This window comes from Nocardia sp. CY41 (assembly GCF_009829325.1).
GTDB lineage: Bacteria > Actinomycetota > Actinomycetes > Mycobacteriales > Mycobacteriaceae > Nocardia.
The window spans coordinates 218,807-237,908 of sequence record NZ_VUOS01000002.1 but is presented as its reverse complement, the minus strand read 5'-3'; the positions used below and the strand labels follow the sequence as shown (position 1 = coordinate 237,908).

At 68.5% G+C, this 19,102-nt stretch carries 17 protein-coding genes and 2 tRNA genes; 8 read left to right on the top strand and 11 right to left on the bottom strand.

The features are described from left to right. Positions 1–107: 107 nt before the first annotated feature. The 3 genes from GVY64_RS03560 to leuC all read right to left on the bottom strand — a co-directional run bounded on the left by GVY64_RS03560 (position 108) and on the right by leuC (position 2,981). Complete coding sequence (locus GVY64_RS03560; protein WP_159838659.1) at positions 108–755, bottom strand: HU family DNA-binding protein; 648 nt, start codon at positions 753–755, stop codon at positions 108–110. A gap of 156 nt (positions 756–911) precedes the next feature. Beyond that, complete coding sequence (gene leuD / locus GVY64_RS03555) at positions 912–1,520, bottom strand: 3-isopropylmalate dehydratase small subunit (protein ID WP_159838657.1); 609 nt, start codon at positions 1,518–1,520, stop codon at positions 912–914. A 39-nt stretch (positions 1,521–1,559) separates the two neighbouring features. After that, positions 1,560–2,981: a 3-isopropylmalate dehydratase large subunit gene (gene leuC, locus GVY64_RS03550; RefSeq protein ID WP_159838655.1), complete on the bottom strand. Its 1,422-nt coding sequence runs from the start codon at positions 2,979–2,981 to the stop codon at positions 1,560–1,562. 155 nt (positions 2,982–3,136) lie between these two features. On the opposite strand from leuC, the gene GVY64_RS03545 reads away from it, so the two are divergent. The 3 genes from GVY64_RS03545 (at position 3,137) to GVY64_RS03535 (ending at position 4,700) form a co-directional block, all read left to right on the top strand. Next, positions 3,137–3,838, top strand: coding sequence for an IclR family transcriptional regulator (locus GVY64_RS03545; protein WP_159838653.1), 702 nt, complete (start codon positions 3,137–3,139; stop codon positions 3,836–3,838). 33 nt (positions 3,839–3,871) lie between these two features. Next, a complete protein-coding gene (locus tag GVY64_RS03540) occupies positions 3,872–4,372 on the top strand; it encodes a PPOX class F420-dependent oxidoreductase (protein WP_159838651.1) in 501 nt (166 codons plus the stop codon). Between the two features lie 148 nt (positions 4,373–4,520). After that, positions 4,521–4,700 (top strand): DUF5302 domain-containing protein, encoded by a 180-nt coding sequence (locus tag GVY64_RS03535; RefSeq protein ID WP_159838649.1) that lies wholly within the window; start codon positions 4,521–4,523, stop codon positions 4,698–4,700. A 678-nt stretch (positions 4,701–5,378) separates the two neighbouring features. Here GVY64_RS03535 and GVY64_RS03530 read toward each other — a convergent pair. The 4 genes from GVY64_RS03530 to GVY64_RS03515 form a co-directional block, all read right to left on the bottom strand. Next, positions 5,379–5,451 (bottom strand) — tRNA-Glu (locus tag GVY64_RS03530). Between the two features lie 145 nt (positions 5,452–5,596). Further along, positions 5,597–5,668: transfer RNA gene (locus tag GVY64_RS03525), tRNA-Gln, on the bottom strand. 115 nt (positions 5,669–5,783) lie between these two features. Next, on the bottom strand, positions 5,784–7,274 hold the full coding sequence (gltX, locus tag GVY64_RS03520) for a glutamate--tRNA ligase (RefSeq protein ID WP_159838647.1): 1,491 nt from the start codon (positions 7,272–7,274) through the stop codon (positions 5,784–5,786). Between the two features lie 13 nt (positions 7,275–7,287). After that, positions 7,288–8,061, bottom strand: coding sequence for a fumarylacetoacetate hydrolase family protein (locus GVY64_RS03515; protein WP_159838645.1), 774 nt, complete (start codon positions 8,059–8,061; stop codon positions 7,288–7,290). A 203-nt stretch (positions 8,062–8,264) separates the two neighbouring features. Here GVY64_RS03515 and GVY64_RS03510 point away from each other — a divergent pair, with 203 nt between their 5' ends. Continuing rightward, positions 8,265–9,446 carry an MFS transporter gene (locus GVY64_RS03510; protein ID WP_159838643.1) on the top strand — a complete coding sequence of 394 codons (1,182 nt, stop codon included), beginning with the start codon at positions 8,265–8,267 and terminating at the stop codon, positions 9,444–9,446. 128 nt (positions 9,447–9,574) lie between these two features. Here GVY64_RS03510 and GVY64_RS03505 read toward each other — a convergent pair whose 3' ends face one another. Both GVY64_RS03505 and serA read right to left on the bottom strand, forming a co-directional pair. Beyond that, a complete protein-coding gene (locus GVY64_RS03505) occupies positions 9,575–10,582 on the bottom strand; it encodes a 3-isopropylmalate dehydrogenase (protein ID WP_159838642.1) in 1,008 nt (335 codons plus the stop codon). Between the two features lie 276 nt (positions 10,583–10,858). Then, a complete protein-coding gene (serA, locus tag GVY64_RS03500; protein WP_159838640.1) occupies positions 10,859–12,457 on the bottom strand; it encodes a phosphoglycerate dehydrogenase in 1,599 nt (532 codons plus the stop codon). A 144-nt stretch (positions 12,458–12,601) separates the two neighbouring features. Here serA and GVY64_RS03495 point away from each other — a divergent pair, with 144 nt between their 5' ends. Beyond that, positions 12,602–13,156: a TetR/AcrR family transcriptional regulator gene (locus GVY64_RS03495; protein WP_159838638.1), complete on the top strand. Its 555-nt coding sequence runs from the start codon at positions 12,602–12,604 to the stop codon at positions 13,154–13,156. A gap of 68 nt (positions 13,157–13,224) precedes the next feature. Then, positions 13,225–14,934, top strand: a complete 1,710-nt coding sequence (locus GVY64_RS03490; protein WP_159838636.1) for an alpha/beta fold hydrolase — start codon at positions 13,225–13,227, stop codon at positions 14,932–14,934. Positions 14,935–15,575: 641 nt separating this feature from the next. Here GVY64_RS03490 and GVY64_RS03485 read toward each other — a convergent pair. Further along, positions 15,576–16,502 (bottom strand): LysR family transcriptional regulator, encoded by a 927-nt coding sequence (locus GVY64_RS03485; protein ID WP_159838634.1) that lies wholly within the window; start codon positions 16,500–16,502, stop codon positions 15,576–15,578. 92 nt (positions 16,503–16,594) lie between these two features. Between GVY64_RS03485 and GVY64_RS03480 the strand changes: the two genes are divergently transcribed. Further along, on the top strand, positions 16,595–17,653 hold the full coding sequence (locus tag GVY64_RS03480) for an MFS transporter (RefSeq protein ID WP_159838632.1): 1,059 nt from the start codon (positions 16,595–16,597) through the stop codon (positions 17,651–17,653). 52 nt (positions 17,654–17,705) lie between these two features. Further along, positions 17,706–18,512 carry a nucleotidyltransferase domain-containing protein gene (locus GVY64_RS03475; RefSeq protein ID WP_159838630.1) on the top strand — a complete coding sequence of 269 codons (807 nt, stop codon included), beginning with the start codon at positions 17,706–17,708 and terminating at the stop codon, positions 18,510–18,512. 90 nt (positions 18,513–18,602) lie between these two features. On the opposite strand, the gene GVY64_RS03470 is transcribed toward GVY64_RS03475, so the two are convergent. Continuing rightward, positions 18,603–18,806 (bottom strand): cold-shock protein, encoded by a 204-nt coding sequence (locus GVY64_RS03470; protein WP_014987157.1) that lies wholly within the window; start codon positions 18,804–18,806, stop codon positions 18,603–18,605. Positions 18,807–19,102: the final 296 nt, after the last annotated feature.

The window sequence follows — 19,102 nt, the reverse complement described above, 5'->3', positions numbered from 1 at the left end:
ACAGCCGAAAACGGCCCCGGGTGTCTCCCGGGGCCGTCTCGACGTTGAGGCGAATGGGCCCAGTCGTGGGGCCGCGCATTCAGCGCCGATCCGGCGGTGGCTCGAGATCAGCGGGTTCCACGAGCCGGGGCCTTCTTGGCCGCGGTCTTCTTCGCAGGGGCCTTCTTGGCGGCGGTGGTCTTCTTGGCCGCCGTGGCCTTGGTGGCCGTCTTCTTGGCCGGAGCCTTCTTCGCGACCGCGGTCTTCTTCGCGGGCGCCTTCTTCGCAGCGGTCTTCGTAGCGGTCGTCTTGCGGGCGGTGGTCTTGGCCGGGGCCTTGGCGGCGGCCTTCTTGGCCGTGGTCTTGGCGGGCGCCTTGGTCGGCGTCGATTTCTTGGCGGCGGTCTTCTTGGCCGCCGTCTTCTTCGCCGCCGCCTTCTTCGCGGCCACCGGCGCATTCACCCCGCGCTTCACAGCGGGCCCGGTCGCGGCCAGTTTCTGCTTGCCCGCGATCACCGCCTTGAACTGGGCGCCGGGACGGAACGCGGGTACCGAAGTGGGCTTGACCTTCACGGTTTCGCCGGTACGCGGGTTCCGGGCGACGCGAGCCGCCCGCTTACGCTGTTCGAACACACCGAATCCGGTGATTGTGACGCTCTGACCCTTGTGCACCGCGCGCACGATGGTGTCGACCACATGCTCGACTGCCGCGGTGGCCGTGCGCCTGTCCGTACCCAACTTTTCGGTCAGAACGTCGATCAGTTCCGCCTTGTTCATTGAATCCTCCGCAGACTAATGGCCCGTCGTCGGACCGACTAGGTACCACGGTAAACCCACTTTGGGCAAGAGTCTATGTGCCACGCCAAAATTCATGTGGTTTAGCACACGTCCAGCTACCGCAACTCCGGCCGTCCAGCTAACCGGCGAGGGTGATTACGTCTGCGAAATATGTACCGGCAGGGTCGTCGGTTTCCATGTTGGCCTTGCCTTTTCGAACCGGGCGATCGCGTCCTCCCGGCGCAGCGTCAGCCCGATGTCATCCAATCCCTCCAGCAGACGCCACCTGGTGTAGTCATCAATATCGAACGGCAACACGACGGTTCCGGCCGTCACCGTGCGCGCCTCGAGGCCCACAACCAATTCCAAGCCGGGCTGTTCCTCGAGCAACTTCCAGAGCATTTCGACATCGTTCTGTGACATCTGAGCGGCGAGCAGACCACCCTTGCCCGCATTGCCGCGGAAGATGTCGGCGAACCGCGATGAGATGACCACCCGAAAGCCGTAGTCAGACAGCGCCCAAACAGCGTGCTCACGTGACGATCCGGTACCGAAATCCGGGCCCGCCACCAGCACACTACCCCTGTTGTAAGGCGCGATGTTCAGAATGAAGTCGGGATCGGTCCGCCATGCGGCGAACAACCCGTCCTCGAATCCGGTCCGCGTCACCCGCTTGAGGTAGACGGCCGGGATGATCTGATCGGTATCGACATTGGAGCGGCGCAGCGGCACCCCGATGCCCTTGTGCACGGTGAAGGCTTCCATTACGAATCTCCTGGGTTTGTTTGAGGGAATCGGGGCCGGTCAGTCCAGATCCGCAGGCGACGACAGTGTTCCGCGGACCGCCGTCGCGGCCGCTACGAGGGGAGAAACGAGGTGCGTACGGCCGCCTTTGCCCTGCCTGCCCTCGAAGTTGCGGTTCGAGGTGGACGCGCAACGCTGGCCGGGCTCGAGCTGGTCCGGATTCATTCCCAGGCACATTGAGCAGCCCGCCTGCCGCCATTCGGCGCCGGCCGCGGTGAAAATCTCGCCGAGTCCTTCTTTTTCCGCCTGGGCGCGAACCCGCATCGACCCCGGTACAACCAACATTCGCACGCCGTCGGCGACATGACGTCCCTTCAAAATCCCGGCCACCGCACGCAAATCCTCAATGCGTCCGTTGGTGCACGAACCGACGAATACGGTGTCGATCGGTACTTGTCGAAGCGGAGTACCCGGCTCCAAGTCCATGTAACGCAGAGCTTTCTCCGCGGACTCACGGGCCACCTCGTCGGCGAAGGCGGCGGGGTCGGGCACCGCCTCGCCCAGCGGGGCGCCTTGGCCCGGGTTGGTGCCCCAGGTGACGAACGGAGTCAGCTCGGACGCGTCGATGTGCACCTCGGCGTCGAAAACGGCGCCCTCGTCGGTCTTCAGCGCCTCCCAGGCCGCCACGGCGGCGTCCCAGTCGGCTCCCTGCGGCGCGTGCGGCCGTCCTTGGAGGAATTCGTAGGTCGTCTCGTCCGGCGCGATCATCCCGGCCCGCGCGCCCGCCTCGATGGACATGTTGCAGATCGTCATTCGGGCCTCCATCGACATGGCCCGGATGGCCTCCCCGCGGTACTCGAGGACGTAGCCCTGGCCGCCGCCCGTGCCGATCTTCGCGATGACGGCCAGGATCAGGTCCTTGCTCGTCACGCCCGCGGGCATGACGCCGTCCACCGTGATCGCCATCGTCTTGAACGGGCGCAGCGAGAGGGTCTGGGTGGCAAGCACATGCTCGACCTCGGAGGTGCCGATGCCCATCGCCAGCGCGCCGAACGCGCCGTGCGTCGAGGTGTGGCTGTCGCCGCAGACCACGGTCATGCCCGGCTGGGTCAGGCCCAGCTGCGGCCCCACCACGTGCACGATGCCCTGGTCCAGGTCGCCCATCGGGTGCAGCCGCACACCGAATTCCGCGCAGTTGCGCCGCAGCGTCTCCACCTGGGTGCGCGAAACCGGGTCGGCGATCGGCTTGTCGATATCGACGGTCGGGACGTTGTGATCCTCGGTCGCGATCGTGAGATCCGGTCGTCGCACCGGCCGGCCCGCGGCCCGCAGGCCGTCGAAGGCCTGCGGGCTGGTCACCTCGTGGACCAGATGCAGGTCGATGTAGATCAGGTCCGGTTCGCGCGAGGCACTCTCGCCCTCCCCGCGAGCGACGACGTGCTGGTCCCACACCTTCTCGGCCAGCGTGCGCGGTTCGGCCATGGTCGATCACCTTTCGGACGAAGCAGCCGTTCCGCGATCTGGACTCCGCCGCGGCGACGGTTGCACGAATTGGGATAGCTGCGCCTGGTCCGGACGCTGAGGGGCGAAATCCGTGAAGGTGGATTTCTCAACATCCGAGACGCTAGTATCGTTCTATGAGACAGCATAGCGGCATCGGCGTCCTCGACAAAGCAGTGGCGGTCCTGTACGCCGTTGCCGAGCATCCGTCGGGTCTCAACGAGCTGTGCGCGCGCACCGGGCTGCCGCGCGCCACCGCGCACCGGCTCGCCGTCGGGTTGGAAGTGCACCGCCTGCTCGCTCGCGACAGCAACGGCACCTGGCGGCCGGGCCCGGCCCTCGCCGAGCTCGCGACCAGCGCCAGCGATCCGCTGCTCGAGGCCGCGTCGGCCATTCTGCCCCGGCTGCGCGAGATCACCGGGGAGAGCGTCCAGCTCTACTGCCGCGACGGCAACGCCCGCGTCTGCGTCGCGGCGCTGGAACCCCCCGTCGGACTGCGTGACACCGTGCCGATCGGCGCGCGGCTGCCGCTCACCGCCGGATCGGCGGCCAAAGTGCTGCTGGCGTGGGCCGACCCGGAGCTGCAGCGCACCATTCTGGCCGACGCGGTGTTCGGCGAGCGCGCGCTCGCCGAGGTGCGCAAGCGCGGGTGGGCGCAGAGCGCCGCCGAGCGCGCGGCAGGTGTGGCCAGCGTGTCCGCGCCGGTGCGCGATGCCGGAGGCAGCGTGGTCGCGGCGGTCTCGGTGTCCGGACCGATCGATCGGATGGGCCGCAGACCGGGCGCCCGGTGGGCGGCGGATCTGGTCGCGGCGGCCGAGGCTCTGCACAAGCGTCTGTAACACGTTTCAGTCCGGACTCTCTACAGTTGGCCCATGGGAGTCAACCAACGGGCACAGATCGTGATGTCCGACACCGAGATCACCGAGTTCCTGCAGCGCAGCCGGATCGCGACCCTGGCGACCATCGGCCCGAAGGGCACGCCGCACCTGACCGCGATGTGGTACGCGCTGATCGACGGCGAGATCTGGTTCGAGACCAAGGCCAAGTCGCAGAAGGCGGTGAACCTGCGCCGCGATCCCCGGGTCACCTGCATGATCGAGGCGGGCGACACCTACGACCAGCTCAGGGGCGTCTCGATCGAGGGCCGCGCCGAGATCATCGACGACGCCGGGAAACTCTTCGCCGTCGGCGTGAGCGTGTGGGAACGCTATACCGGCCCCTACAGCGAGGAGATGCGGCCGATGGTGGAGGCCATGCTGAACAAGCGGGTCGCCGTGCGCGTGGTGCCCGAGCGCACGCGCAGTTGGGATCACCGCAAGCTCGGTCTCCCCGCGATGCCCCTCGGCGGCAGCACTGCGCAGGCACTGGACTGATCCGGGCGCGATCGGGCCGCGCGACGCGCCCGAAATCCAACTGACACAACCACCTCGCACGGGCTAGCGTCGGGGTGTTCGACAGGAATCGGCCGGGCACCGCCGCCCGCGAGGACGCGCTGCGCGGCCGCGACGACGAGGAGCAGCGATGGCGGATTCGGGTAAGGCCACTGGCGCCGACGAGGTGAAGCGCAAGTTCCGGGAAGCACTGGAGCGCAAGAACCAGCAGAACGCCCGCGCGGCCGATCACCTCGACGGCCGGTCGAAGGCGTCCGGGGCGCACGCCGCGGTCGGCCACAAGCGGGAATTCCGGCGCAAGAGCGGCTAGTCCGCACAGACGGCGAAGGCCCTCCAGCAAGATCGCTGGAGGGCCTTTCTTTTGCGCAGGCTCGCGCCGGACGCATCGAGGGGACCCGCGTCACCACACCTGGGCGTGGCATCCCGGCACCGGACACCGCAACCCACCGAGCGAGTCGGGTTCCGCCGAGGGTGCGATGCGCCCGTCTGGCATGTCCGTGGGCCGGCACAGATGGCGGCAGCGCGCATCCGGTGACGGCCGCTTCACAGCTGCGTCATCAGGGACATCCCTACGCCGTCGCGGCACGGCACTACAGTGCGCTTGCGCATCACCGATGCGCAGCCTCACAGGGCACAGCCGCATGCGTGTCGTATCAATGGCAGGTAGCGCGATCGCGACCGTCGGCCACCGTGCTCACGAACTATCCGAGCATCGGATTGCCCAGCAGACAGATCAGACACAGTCGGCGAACCGTCGACAGCACCGGCAGCCAGCCGAACCGGACCAACCACTGCGCCCTTCCGGCCACACCCGAGACCGAAACCGCAGCTCACCCCGGTACAGAACCCACCACAATCCAGGCGGGGCGAAGTCCTCGCCGGGGGTCCGGGGGCGAAGCCCTCCGGGCGGGGTGTGGGGGGCACCCCCACAAGACATAGCGAAACGAGAAAAGGCCCATGCTCCATGAGCATGGGCCTTCCACTCGCGTAGCCCCGACGGGATTCGAACCCGCGCTACCGCCTTGAGAGGGCGGCGTCCTAGGCCGCTAGACGACGGGGCCAGGACTGCTTCTCACTGTCGCGAGGAGCGCCGTGGTGATCTTTCGATCAGGAGGCTCGGCTAGCTTATCCGGCCGAGGCCCGGCGACCAAATCGCCAGGTGCTGAGGGATTTCGGCCGCGAACCGAAGTCTTTCAACACACTCCGCTGGGGTACCAGGACTCGAACCTAGAATGGCTGAACCAGAATCAGCTGTGTTGCCAATTACACCATACCCCAATGACCAGGTCGTTCATCTGCAAGTCTGGGTGACTCGAGACCGCGTTCCGGGCCGAGAAGAAGAGTACCAAACGGCTACGGGTTAACTACAAATCGCCTGGTCAAAGCCCTATTTTCAGCCCTGCGGCGCGGCCTGGCCGGTCTCCTTCCAGTCCAGCGCGGAGCGCAACCGGTCCAGGGTGACGTCGCGGCCGAGCAGTTCCAGCGATTCGTACAGCGGCGGGCTGATATGCGATCCGGTGACCGCGACCCGCACCGGCGCGAAGGCTTTGCGCGGTTTGAGCCCGAGATCATCGATCAGCGCCTTTTTCAGCGCTTCCTCGATCGCCTCGGTGGTCCACTCGGCCAACGGCTCCACCGCGGCAATAGCGGCCTGCAATACCTCGGTCGCGTCGGAGCCGAGATTCTTGGCTCCCGCCGCGGGGTCGATCGCGAACTCTTCGGCCGGCGCGAACAAGAAACGCAACAGCTCCCAGGCGTCGGCCAGCACGACAATCCTGGTCTGCACGAGTTCCGCCGCCGCGGCGAACACCTTCTCATCGATTTCGGCGCCAACAAGGCCGTGTTCGGTGAGATACTCCCGCAGCCGGTGAGCGAAATCACCCGGCGCCAGCAATCGAATGTGCTCGGCGTTGAGCGCGTCCGCCTTCTTCTGGTCGAAACGGGCCGGATTCGAATTTACTTTCGAAATGTCGAAGGCTTCGACCATCTCCGCCATGGAGAACACGTCGCGGTCTTCCGACAGTCCCCAACCGAGGAGCGCGAGATAATTCAGCAAACCCTCAGGAATGAAGCCCCGGTCGCGGTGGGCGAACAGATTGGACTCCGGATCACGCTTGGACAACTTCTTGTTGCCCTGGCCCATGACGAACGGCAGGTGACCGAACTCCGGCGTGAAATCGGCGACCCCGATCCGGCGCAGCGCGGCGTACAGCGCGAGCTGTCGCGGCGTGGAGGAGAGCAAGTCCTCGCCGCGCAGCACGTGGGTGATCCGCATCAGCGCGTCGTCGACCGGGTTGACCAGCGTGTACAGCGGATCGCCGTTGCCACGGGTGAGCGCGAAGTCCGGGACGCTGCCCGCCTTGAAGGTGGTCTCGCCGCGCACCAGATCGTTCCAGGACAGGTCTTCGCCGGGCATCCGCAGCCGGATTACGGCGGGACGGCCCTCGGCGCGGTACGCCTCGATCTGCTCGGGCGTCAGGTCGCGATCGTAGTTGTCGTACCCGAGCTTCGGATCGCGTCCCGCGGCGCGATGGCGGGCCTCGACTTCCTCCGGCGTGGAGAACGATTCATACGCCTCACCGGCCTCCAGCAAACGCCGAACGACGTCCAGGTGCAGATCTTTTCGCTGCGACTGACGATATGGTTCGTAAGGGCCGCCGACCTCCGGCCCCTCGTCCCAGGTGAGCCCGAGCCAGCGCAGCGCATCGATAATCGCCCGGTAGGATTCCTCGGAATCCCGTGCGGCGTCGGTGTCTTCGATACGAAAGACGAATGCGCCACCGTGGTGGCGGGCGTAGGCCCAGTTGAACAGCGCCGTCCGGATCAGGCCGACATGCGGCGTTCCGGTCGGTGACGGGCAGAATCGGACCCGTACTTCAGTCATGGCTCTCTTTCGATCAGCGTTTGGCGGCAACGGGATTGGTAAGGGTGCCGATGCCCTCGACGGTCACCGAGACCTGCTGGCCCTCGCGCATCGGGCCGACACCCTCAGGGGTGCCGGTGAGGATGACATCGCCGGGCAGCAGCGTCATCACGGTGGTGATCCACTCGATGAGCTTCGGAATGTCGTGCAGGAGAAGCGAAGTGCGGCTGCGCTGGCGAACTTCGCCGTCGAGCTCGGTGACGACCTCCAGATCCGAAGGGTCCAGGGACGTTTCGATCCACGGACCCAGCGGGCAGAACGTGTCGTAGCCCTTGCCCCTGGTCCACTGACCGTCGTGGCGCTGCTGGTCACGGGCGGTCACGTCGTTGGCGGCGGTGTATCCCAGCACCACGTCCAGCGCGCGGGCGGCGGGCACGTCCTTGCAGGGGCGGCCGATGACGATCGCCAGCTCCCCTTCGTAGTCGACCTGAGACGAACTGGGCGGCAGGATGATCGGGGCATTCGGCCCCACGATCGCGGTGTTCGGTTTCAGGAAGATCACCGGGTCGGCAGGGGCGGGACCGCCCATCTCGGCGGCATGGGCGGCGTAGTTCTTGCCGACGCAGACCACCTTGCTGGCCAGGATCGGCGCGAGCAGCCGCACGTCGGCCAGCGGCCAGCTCTGTCCGGTGAACGTCGGTGTGCCGAACGGATGTTCCGCGATCTCCTTGGCCACGCTGTCGCTTCCGTCGCCTTCGATGCTGACGAAGGCGACCCCATCGGGACTGGCAACTCGACCTAGACGCATGCCCGGAGTCTATCGACCCGCCGTCACCTGCCCGAACGCGCCCGACCGAGTGGTCCGAACCGGCACGCCGTGGCTCCCGCCGGGCTGTGAGGAGTTCGACAGCCGCAGCCGTCGAACGGCGGGGCCACGCGGGTGTACGGTGAGCAGGATAGTTCACAAAGTGGGAACTCTTTCCCAAAATATGAGATCACGAGGAGTAGCCGATGGCGACCGTGACGCAGATCGACGAGGTTCGGCGCTGGTCCATGCTCGGTCTCGGTGTGTTCGCCCAGGCTTCCAGCGCGGTCTTCATCCACGGCGTCCCGTTCCTGCTGCCCGCGCTGACCGATCGCGGCATGGCGCTGGCGACGGCCGGCCTGCTGGTGGCCATGCCCACCGTCGGCCTGGTGTGCACCCTGATCGCGTGGGGTTATCTGGTCGACCGGATCGGCGAACGCAAGGTGCTGGTCGGCGGCCCGCTGCTGATGCTGGCGGCCGGCTGCGCCGCGGCGGCCACGACGAGTGACCTCGCCCTGGGCGCGCTGCTGTTCCTCGGCGGCGTCGGGGCGGCCAGCACGAACGGCGCGAGCGGCCGCGTGATCGTCGGCTGGTTCCCGCCGCATCGGCGCGGGCTGGCGATGGGCATCCGGCAGACCGCGCAGCCGCTGGGCGTTGGCGTCGGCGCGCTGGCGATTCCGGCCGTCGCCGCCGCACACGGGGTGCCTGCGGCGATTCTGGTTCCCGCGCTGATGGCCGGCGTGGCGGCCGTGGGCTGTCTGGCCGGCATCGTCGACCCGCCGCGCCCCGCCCGGTCGGACGCCGATCCCGCCTTGCGGGCCAATCCCTATCGCGACGACGCGACACTGTGGCGCATCCATCTGGTCTCGGTGCTGCTGGTCGTTCCGCAGGGCACGGTGTGGACCTTCGCGCTGCTGTGGCTGCATCGCGACATCGGCTGGTCGCTGGCCGCCGCGGGGGCGCTGGTGACCGTCACACAGATCCTCGGCGCGCTGGGCCGGATCGGCGCGGGCGCGTGGTCGGATCGCGTGGGCAGCCGGATGGGACCGCTGCGCACGGTCGCCGTCGCCGCCGTGCTCTCGATGGCGGGGCTGGCGCTGACCGCGTGGACGCACTGGTGGTGGGCCGCCATCCCGCTGCTGATCGCCGCGTCCGTGATCACCGTCTCCGACAATGGTTTGGCCTTCACCGCGGTCGCCGAAATCGCCGGCCCTTACTGGAGCGGCCGGGGCCTCGGCGTCCAGAACACCGGTCAGAATCTGGCCATGGCCGCCGTCCCGCCGGTGTTCGGCGCGCTGATCACCGCGAGCGGCTTCCCCGCCGCGTTCCTTCTGGCCGCCGTCACGGCTGTCGCGGCAATCCCCCTCGTCCCCCGCGACGCCGACTAGACCCGCGCCCCGAAGTCCTACGCAGACGGCGCTGATACGCGAGACAGCGGTCGGGCGCGGGATCCGTGCAGAGGCTGTGTGCAGGAAGGTCCCGTTCCTCGGGGGAACGGGACCTTTGCGGGGAAGGGTCAGACCGTGGCGGCGATGCGGTCGCCGATTTCCACGGTCGACGCGGCGCCGGAGCGCGACTCGAGGTCCTTGGCGACCGCCGACTCGATGCGCGCGGCCGCCTCGCTGTCGCCCAGATGATTGAGCAGCAGGGAGACCGAGAGGATCGCCGCGGTGGGGTCGGCCTTGGACTGGCCGGCGATGTCCGGGGCGCTGCCGTGCACCGGCTCGAACATGCTGGGGTTCGTCCCGGACGCGTCGATGTTGCCGCTGGCGGCCAAGCCGATGCCACCGCTCACGGCGGCGGCGAGGTCGGTGATGATGTCGCCGAAGAGGTTGTCGGTGACGATCACGTCGAACCGGCCGGGGTCGTTGACCATGTGGATGGTGGCGGCATCGATGTGCTGGTAAGCCGTGCTGACCTCGGGGAACTCGGCCGCGACCGCGTCCACCGTGCGCTGCCAGAGCGAGCCGGCGAAGGTGAGCACGTTGTTCTTGTGCACCAACGTCAAGTGCTTGCGGCGGGCCTGCGCCTTGGCGAAGGCATAGCGCACCACACGCTCGATGCCGAAGCGGGTATTGGTGCTGACCTCGGTGGCCACCTCGTGCGGGGTGCCGACGCGGATCGCACCGCCGGTGCCGGTATACGGGCCCTCGGTGCCCTCGCGCACGACGACGAAGTCGATGTCGGGGTTGTCCGCCAGCGGGCTGGTCACGCCGGGGAACAACTTGGACGGCCGCAGGTTCACGTGGTGGTCCAGCGCGAACCGGGTGCGCAGCAACAGGCCGCGTTCGAGCACGCCGCTGGGCACCGACGGGTCGCCGATCGCGCCGAGCAGGATCGCGTCGTGCTGCTGCAGCTCGGGCAGCACCGAGTCCGGCAGGATCTCGCCGGTCGCGTGGTAGCGGCGCGCACCGAGGTCGTACTCGGTCTTCTCGACGCCGGGCACGACCACGTCGAGCACCTTGAGCGCCTCGGCGATGACCTCGGGCCCGATCCCGTCGCCCGGGATGACAGCAAGTTTCATGAGAAATGCTCCGTTCGATTCTGCCGGTCGCGGCCGCCACAACCGCGGCCCACACGCGACCGCCGGGGTGCGCACGATATTCCGGCCGGGTGACCGCAGCACCGCCACGGTACTCGGCGCGGCCGGATCGCCGAGCACCGGGCGCGCGGCGCGGCACCGCGCCACTCGCGCCGGTCCGCACGCCGGTTGCGCGCGGACGCAGAAGCCGGCGCCGCGCACGATGCTTCGTGCGCGGCGCCGATTCAGCATTCGCCGGGGCGGTGCGCCCCGAGCGGATCAGGACAGGTCGACCTGCACGACCTTGGCCGCGCCGACGGACTCGGCGATCGCGGCCTGCACCTCGGCGGGCACCTCGCGGGCGACCCGCAGCACGACCGTGGCGCCTTCCTTGTCGACGTCCTGGGTCAGCTGCGCGGCCAGGATGTCGACCTCGGCCTCGCCGAGCTTGGTGCCGATCTTGCCCAGCGCGCCCGGACGGTCCTCGTAGTTCAGGATGGCCAGGTTCAGGCCCTCGGCGCGCATGTCGTAGTTGCGGCCGTTGATGTTGACGATCTTCTCCACCAACTGCGGCTCGGTCAGCGTGCCCGCGACGTTCAGGGTGCTGCCGTCGCCGAACACGGCGCGCAGGTCGACGACGCTGCGGTGGCTCGGGCTCTCCGAGGCCGTGGTGACCTCGGCGGTGATGCCGCGGTCCTTGGCCAGGGCGGGCGCGTTGACGAAGGTGACCTGGTCCTCGACCAGCGCGGAGAAGATGCCACGCAGCGCGGACAGCTCCAGCACGGCGACCTCCTGCGCGGCCAGCTCGCCGCGCACCTGGACCTCGACGCTGACCGGCAGCTCGTTGGACAGCGCGCCGAGCAGGGCGCCCTGCTTGCGGACGATGTCCAGCCAGGGGGCGACCTCTTCGCCGACGGCGCCACCGGTGACGTTCACCGCGCCGGGCACGAATTCACCGGCCAGGGCCAGCAGCACCGACTTGGCGACGTCGGTGCCCGCGCGGTCCTGGGCCTCGGAGGTGGACGCGCCCAGGTGCGGGGTGACGACGACCTGCGGCAGGTCGAACAGCGGGCTGTCGGTGCACGGCTCGGTCTCGAACACGTCCAGGCCCGCGGCGCGCACGTGGCCGGACTTGATCGCATCCGCGAGGGCGGCCTCGTCGACCAGGCCACCGCGGGCGGCGTTGACGATGATCACGCCCGGCTTGGTCTTGGCGATGGCCTCCTTGCCGATGAGGCCCTTGGTCTCCGGGGTCTTCGGCAGGTGGATCGAGATCAGGTCGGCGCGCTCGAGCAGCTCGTCGAGGGTCAGCAGCTCGATGCCCAGCTGCGCGGCGCGCGCGGGCGACACGTAGGGGTCGTAGGCGACGATCTTGGTCTCGAAGGCGGCCAGGCGCGCGGCGAACAGCTGGCCGATGCGGCCGAGACCGATGACGCCGACGGTCTTGTCGAAGATCTCGACACCGTTGAACTTGCTGCGCTGCCAGGTGCGCTCGCGCAGGGTGGCGTCCGCGGCGGGGATCTGGCGGGCGGCCGACAGCAGCAGGGTGACCGCGTGCTCGGCGGCGGTGTGGATATTCGAGGTGGGCGCGTTCACGACCATGACGCCGCGCTCGGTGGCGGCGGGCACGTCGACGTTGTCCAGGCCGACGCCGGCGCGGGCGACGATCTTCAGGTTCTTCCCGGCTTCCAGGACCTCGGCGTCGACCGTGGTCGCCGACCGCACCAGCAACGCGTCGGCCTCGGGCACCGCGGCCAGCAGGGCCGGGCGGTCCGGTCCGTCGACCCACCGGACCTCGACACCGTCACCGAGCGCGTCGACGGTCGACTGGGCGAGCTTGTCGGCGATCAGAACTACAGGACGGCCTGCTTGGCTCACGTGGAGTACTCCTGGGGAATGGGGGGCGGCAATTACCGCCGACCAGCTTAGTGCGCGCGATTTCCGGCCGGGCTACCACCTGGTAGGCGGCCGTCGTCAGTCGCGGCTCTGGCAAAAATATGAAGACCGGTCTACAGTCAGGGCATGGGCGTCAAAGGCACTGAGACTCGCGGCAAACTCGTCGACGCCGCGCGCACCCTGGTCGAGCGGCACGGCTACTACGGCGCCGGGCTCAACCAGATCCTGGCGGCCAGCGGAGCGCCGCGCGGGTCTTTGTACTTCCACTTCCCCGGCGGCAAGGACGAGTTGGTCGCCGCGGCGATCGCTCGAGCGGGCAAGGAGATCGCGGCGCTGATCGACGCGATCGAGCCCGGCGACGCCGCGGGGGCCGCGAGCAGGCTGCTGCGCGCGTTCGGCGATCGGCTGGAAGCGTCGGGCTGGCAACAGGGCTGCCCGGTCGCCACGGTGGCCTTGGATGTCGCTGCCGCGAACGATCCGATCCAGGCCGAATGCGCCGCCGCGTACGCCGCTTGGGAACAGGCGCTGCGACTGCGACTGCGCGCCGACGGCCGTCAGGACGCGGAGGACTTGGCCGCCGCGATGCTGGCGATGGTCGAGGGCGCGCTGCTGCTGGCACGGGCGCAACGCAGTCGCGAACCCTTGGAACGCGTCGAACGGGCTCTGCACTCCCTGCTCTGAGCGCGGATGCCGCGCCGGCGTTCTCGCATGTCATCAAAATATGTAGACCGGTCTAAAAAGGAGTAGTCATGTCCGACAGCATCGTCTTCGGAGCCGCGGGGTTCCTCGGCCGCAACGCGGTCGTCCGCTTACTCGAGCAGGGGCATTCCGTCGCCGCCGCCTTGCGGCCGGGCAGCGAGGAGCGGCTCACCAGCTGGCTGCGACGGCGGGGGGTGGACGCGAGCGGGTTGGAAATCGTCACGTGTGACGTCACCGCCCCCGATCTGGGCTTGCCCGCCGGGTTCGACGGCTCGGGCATCCGCGACGTGTACAACTGCGCGGCTCGCTTTTCGTTCGGGCTCGCGGCCGACGACGCGTACGCGGTCAACGTCACCGGTGCGCTGCGCGTGCTCGACTGGTCCGCCGCCCTTCCCGAACTGCGCCGGGTCGTGCACATCACGGGTTATCGGATCACCGTGGAGGAGTCGGAGGAACAGCACTACGAGAACGGCGCGTACGGCGCGTCGAAGTTCGAATCGGATCCGCTGCTGCGCAAGCGGGCCGCGGAACTCGGCGTCGCGCTGACCGTCGCGAACCCGAGCAGCGTGATCGGCCCCGGCCAGTACATCGGACTGGCCACCGTCGTCGAGGACCTGTGGAACGGGCGGCTACCGGCCCTCCCCGGCGGACCCGAGACCTTCGTGCCGATCGTCGACCTGGACTACTTCACCGATTTCCTGATCAGCCTGCCCACGCTGCCCGACACCGCGGGCCGCTCCTACACGGTGCTCGACGAGCGCACTCCGGTGTTGCCGAAGCTGATCCGGCTGCTGGCCGGGCACCTCGGGGTCCCCGCGCCGCGGTTCTCCATTCCGGTCGGGGTCATCTCCAAGCTCCCTCGCGCGCTGACCGGCGCCGATCCGGAGACGCTGACGTTCATCGCCGACGACCGTTACGACACATCGGCGGCGCAGGACGTGGCCCGCCGCGCCGGGCTCACCATGCCGCCGACCGAGGCGACGCTGCTCGCATGGGCCGACCATCTCGTGGCCGGCCGGTTCGGCGCGGTGGCCGACGATCCGACCGCGGGTTTCGCCGACGGCGTCTGGGTGAACGGCGAACGCCTGCGCCCGGACTACGTTCTGCTACACGGACTTCCGCTCGACGGCGAATCGTGGAACGACGTGCGCGCGGAGCTGGACGGGCCGAGCCTGGTCGTGGACCTGCCCGGTCTGGGACGCTCGGCGCCCGGCGATGCCGATGCGCTACTGCCGGGTCTGCTCGCTTCGGTCCGTACCCGCCCCGTGCTGGTCGGCCACTCACTCGGCTGCGGTCCGGTGCTGCGGTACGCGGCACAGCATCCGGAGCGGATCTCCGGGGTGGTGCTGGTGGCTCCCGCGTTCCTCCAGCCACGGTCCGGCTTGCTGCTGCGCTCACCGCTGACCGCGGCGGCGCTGCGCCGGACGTCGGCCGGCGACCTCGCGCGTCGGCTCGGCGTGCCGGAGAGCGCCGCGATCGCGAGCGCGACGGCCAACCTGCGCAGGCCCCGCGTCGCCGCCCGTACCGTCGCCGCATTGCGCCGGGCGAGCGCCCCGGCACGGCGCGAGGAGTTGCGAACTCTGCTCGCACGCCTCGAGGTGCCCGTTCGGATCGTCACCGGTTCCACCGATCCGCTCACCGTCCCCACCACCCGCGAGGCGATGTCGATCGAGGGTGCGGGCCACTACCCGCAGCTGACCCATCCCGCGCGACTCGCGGCCGAACTCACCCGACTCTCCGCCGTGGGGATGCGCAACTGAGCTCACCCACACGGGCGGCCCCGCAGATCTTTCCGCGATGAAGCCGACCCACACAGCGGCGGGCCCCCACACCATCCGGTGCGGGGGCCCGCTCGATCACGCCTCGGATCGGCGTGGGACCCGGTCGAGTGCCTCGACCGTCACGTCGGTCAGCGGCCGCCGAAGGAACCCGTCCACAGGGTGTCGACAAGGCCGTGCAGAGCAGCGCCGAGCGTATCGAAAAGACCGTTCAGAGCGGCACTGCCGGTGTCGATGATAACGGGGATCATGGAAATACCTCTTCCTCGAACTTATCCAGTCGAACTGGCTGACAGAGAGGACATCGGCGACCCATCGGCGACGGTTACGGAATTCGATAATATGGAGACGCAGACCACAGTCGATTATCGATAGTGAGTCAGGCCACGGCGGATAGTGGGTTTGAGCTGGCAATCTAGTCAAACGTCCAGGTCGAAGCGCGGATTCGTATCGATAGTTATCTTCGCTAATAGACTCGCCGAATGGCCGAAAAAAAGCCGACGAGGTCGCGCGATAGATAAGGCAAATAATTCTTCATCGCTCACGCGGCGGCTCCGGAAAATCCGCAACGCCATGTCGGGCGCGATATTCGGACACCCGAGCCATCCGGAGGGCGGAGTCGGTCAGGATGCCTCCGCGGTGACCGACCACACGTTCTCGATCTCCCTCGTGGCGGCCACCGCGCGGGAGAACGCACGCACCCGCGAGGTCTCGCGGTGGCGGGGCCACACCAGTCCGAGCCGGGATTCGGCGATTCCCGTCACCGGGACGAAGGACACCGGTCGTCTGCGGTGGGATTCCGCGGTGGGTTGACACAGCAGCATCGCGCCGCGACCGGCCGTCACAGCCGCGAGACCCTCCTCGAGCGTGCCGACCTCCGGACCCGGGCGCACCGTCCTCCCCTCCGGCGTCACATCCAGCTTCTGCGCACGCCGCCAGTACTCCGGCGCCGGAGCGCGCACCCCGATCAAGGGAAACTCGGCGACTTCCTCCACCGACAGCGCGGCGCGTCCGGCTACCGGATGGGAGCTCGCCACCGCCAGCGTCTGCCGCTGCCCCGCGAACACCGCTCCGAGCACCAGATCATGCTCGCCCATCGGCAGCAGCACGACCGCGGCGTCGACCTCAGCACGCCGCACCGGCCCGAACGGATCGGCGAGCGGGATCTCGACCAGCTCGGCCGAGCAGTCCGGATGCCACCGATGGAACAACTCGACCGCGGCCATCAGATGATCGTTGCCCGCGCCCTGGAACCCGATGCGCAGGATGCCGTCCATGCCTCTGGCCGCGGCGCGGGCGCCGTCGACCGTCGCGCGCAGCGCGGCATAGGCGGGCCGCAGTTCGGCGAGGAAGTCCGCGCCGAGCGGGGTCAGCCGGACGCTGCGGCTGGTCCGTTCCACCAGCTGTCCCCCGATGCGCCGCTCCAGCGCACGCAGCAGCTGGCTCACCCGGCTCTGCGATACGTACAACCGCTCGCCCGCCCGCCCGAAATGCAGTTCCTCGGCGAGCGCGAGAAACGCCTCCAACTCACGGACCTCCAGCCCACTCATCAGCTTCCCTTCCACGGTCGATGAGTCCAGCTCATAGAACTATGAGACCTTCGCCGTTGTTTCCCTTCGTCGCGAGCGTTTGCCTGGTGGACATGACACAGGTTGAGGAAGTCGTTGCGAGACGGCAGATTTCGGCGCTTCGCGGCGCGCTCGGCGTCGCCGCGGTGACAGCGGGCACGTTCACGGTGGTGACCTCGGAGATGCTGCCGGTGGGCCTGCTCACTCCGATCGGCGCGGCGCTGCGGGTGACCGAGGGCCGTGCCGGTCTCGCGTTGACGGTGACGGGATCGATCGCCGCGTTGTCGGCGCCCTTGGTCACCGCGATGCTGCGTCGCGTCGAGCGCAGGCTGGTGCTGTGCGGGTTGATGGCGGTGCTGGCGCTGGGCAACCTCGGGACGGCCTGCGCGCCCGGCTTCAGTGTGCTGATCGGAGCGCGGGTGCTGGTCGGCGTCGGCTTCCTCGGTGCGCTCGCCGGATGGCGCATGGTGTTCGTGGCCGCGGCCTGCCTCGCGCTCGCGGTGCTGGTGGCCATGGCGGCCTTGCTGCCGCGGCTGCCCGCGACGGAAGCACTGCCGTTGCGTGACGTATTGCGGCTGACCCGGCAGCCGGGCTTGCGCGTCGCGCTGCTCGTGGTGGCGTTCCTGGTCACCGGCCATTTCGCCGCCTACACCTATGTGCGGCCGGTGCTAGAGGAGGTGAGCGGGGTCGACGCGGCGACGATCGGAACACTGCTGCTGGTCTACGGAGTCGCCGGTGTGGCGGGCAATTTCGCGGCGGGAGCGGTGGCGGCGCGGACACCGCGCGGCACTCTGGTCGCGATCGGCTCGATCCTGGCCGCGGCCGCGATCGCCTTGCCCGCGCCGGGCGCTTCGCTCACCCAGGTCGTGGTGCTGATGATCGTGTGGGGCGTGTCCTACGGTGGTGTCTCGGTGAGCACGCAAAGCTGGGTCTTCGCCGCCTCGCCGCAGGCGAAGGAAGGCGCCTCCGCCCTGTTCGCCGGGGTCTTCAATGCCGCCATCGCGCTGGGATCGCTGACCGGCGGCGTAGCCGCCGACGAGATCGGCGTCGCCGCCGCCATGTGGCTGGGCGGGACGCTCGCGGTCGTAGCCGTGCTCATCGCCGCGCTCGGGAAGGGTGTGTGGCGCTGCTGAACGACGAAAAAGCAGCTGCGGCAGCATTGGTCAGGCACCTACCATCGCGTCCATGTCTCTGCGCGCGATACCGGCTTCGATGGACCCGACGGTGGTCGGGGCCATCGATGGTGAGCTGGATCGGGTGGAGCGGGAGCACCGGGTGTCGATCCGGCTGGCGATCGAGAGCGGCAGCCGTGCTTGGGGATTTCCGTCTCCCGATTCGGACTACGACTGCCGGTTCGTCTACGTCGCGGCGCTGGAGACCTACCTGTCCCCGTGGCGCACCCGCGACGTGGTGGAGACACCGCTCACGGACCTGCTCGACGTGAACGGCTGGGATCTGGCCAAGGCGCTGCGGCTGCTGGTGCAGGGCAACGCCGTGCTCATCGAGTGGCTGATGTCGCCGATCGTGTATCGCGGCGACACGCAGTTCCGCGATCGGTTGCGCGCGGTGGCCCACGAGGTCGCCGACCGCGACAGGATCGCTCGCCACTATCTGCATCTCGGAGCCAAGCAGTGGGTGCTGTTCGAGCGCACCGGCTCATTGAAGAAGGTGTTCTACGCGCTGCGTCCGGCGATGGCGCTGCGGTGGCTGCGCGAGCATCCCGCGGCGGCGGTGGCGCCGATGCATCTGCCGACGCTGTTGGCGCAGTGCGAGCTGCCCGCCGAGCTGTCGGCGGCGGTGACCGAACTGACCGAGCTGAAGTCGCGGACTCGCGAGATGGGCAGCGGTTCGGCGCCGGCGCCGATCACCGCGTTCATCGCCGCCGAATTCACCCGCGCGGCCGAGGTGTTCCGCCGGTCCGGTCATCGCGATCTCACCCGTGCCCGCGCGATCACCGCGGAGTTCTTCCGCGACGAAGCGCTGGCGGGCTGAGCGGCTCGAAGACGAGGAAGTAATACCCTCTGAACAGGGGAAAGGCCCCGCACCATCCCGGTGCGGGGCCTTTCGGAAGCTAAGTCGCGATCAGAGAACGCGGACGTCCTGGGCCTGCGGACCCTTCTGTCCCTGGCCGATCTCGAACTCCACGCGCTGCCCCTCATCGAGGGACCGGAAACCCGAGCCGCTCACAGCCGAGTAATGCACGAAGACGTCGGGCCCCCCGCCGTCCTGTGCGATGAAGCCGAAGCCCTTCTCGCTGTTGAACCACTTCACAATGCCTTGAGCCATTTCATACTTTCTGTAGACGAGCCAGGTAGGTGTTATGAGATGCCCTGGTCTCGTAGATCAACGATGCCATGATCCGACGAATTACTCACGTTCCGCACCACCAACTGTGAGCTAACGCTCACGACGGTGCTCGGCGCCGTCGTGCGCGAGTGCACTCGCGACGCTCGCTCAGGGGCGGCCTGGTCTTTCACCTCCAACGCTCGGACGGGTCCCGATCGCGCCACATCGTCGGGCCCACTCGTCGGATACCCGCACTTTTCGCCGGATAACACTCGCCGCCTCCCCCGGCGAGCACA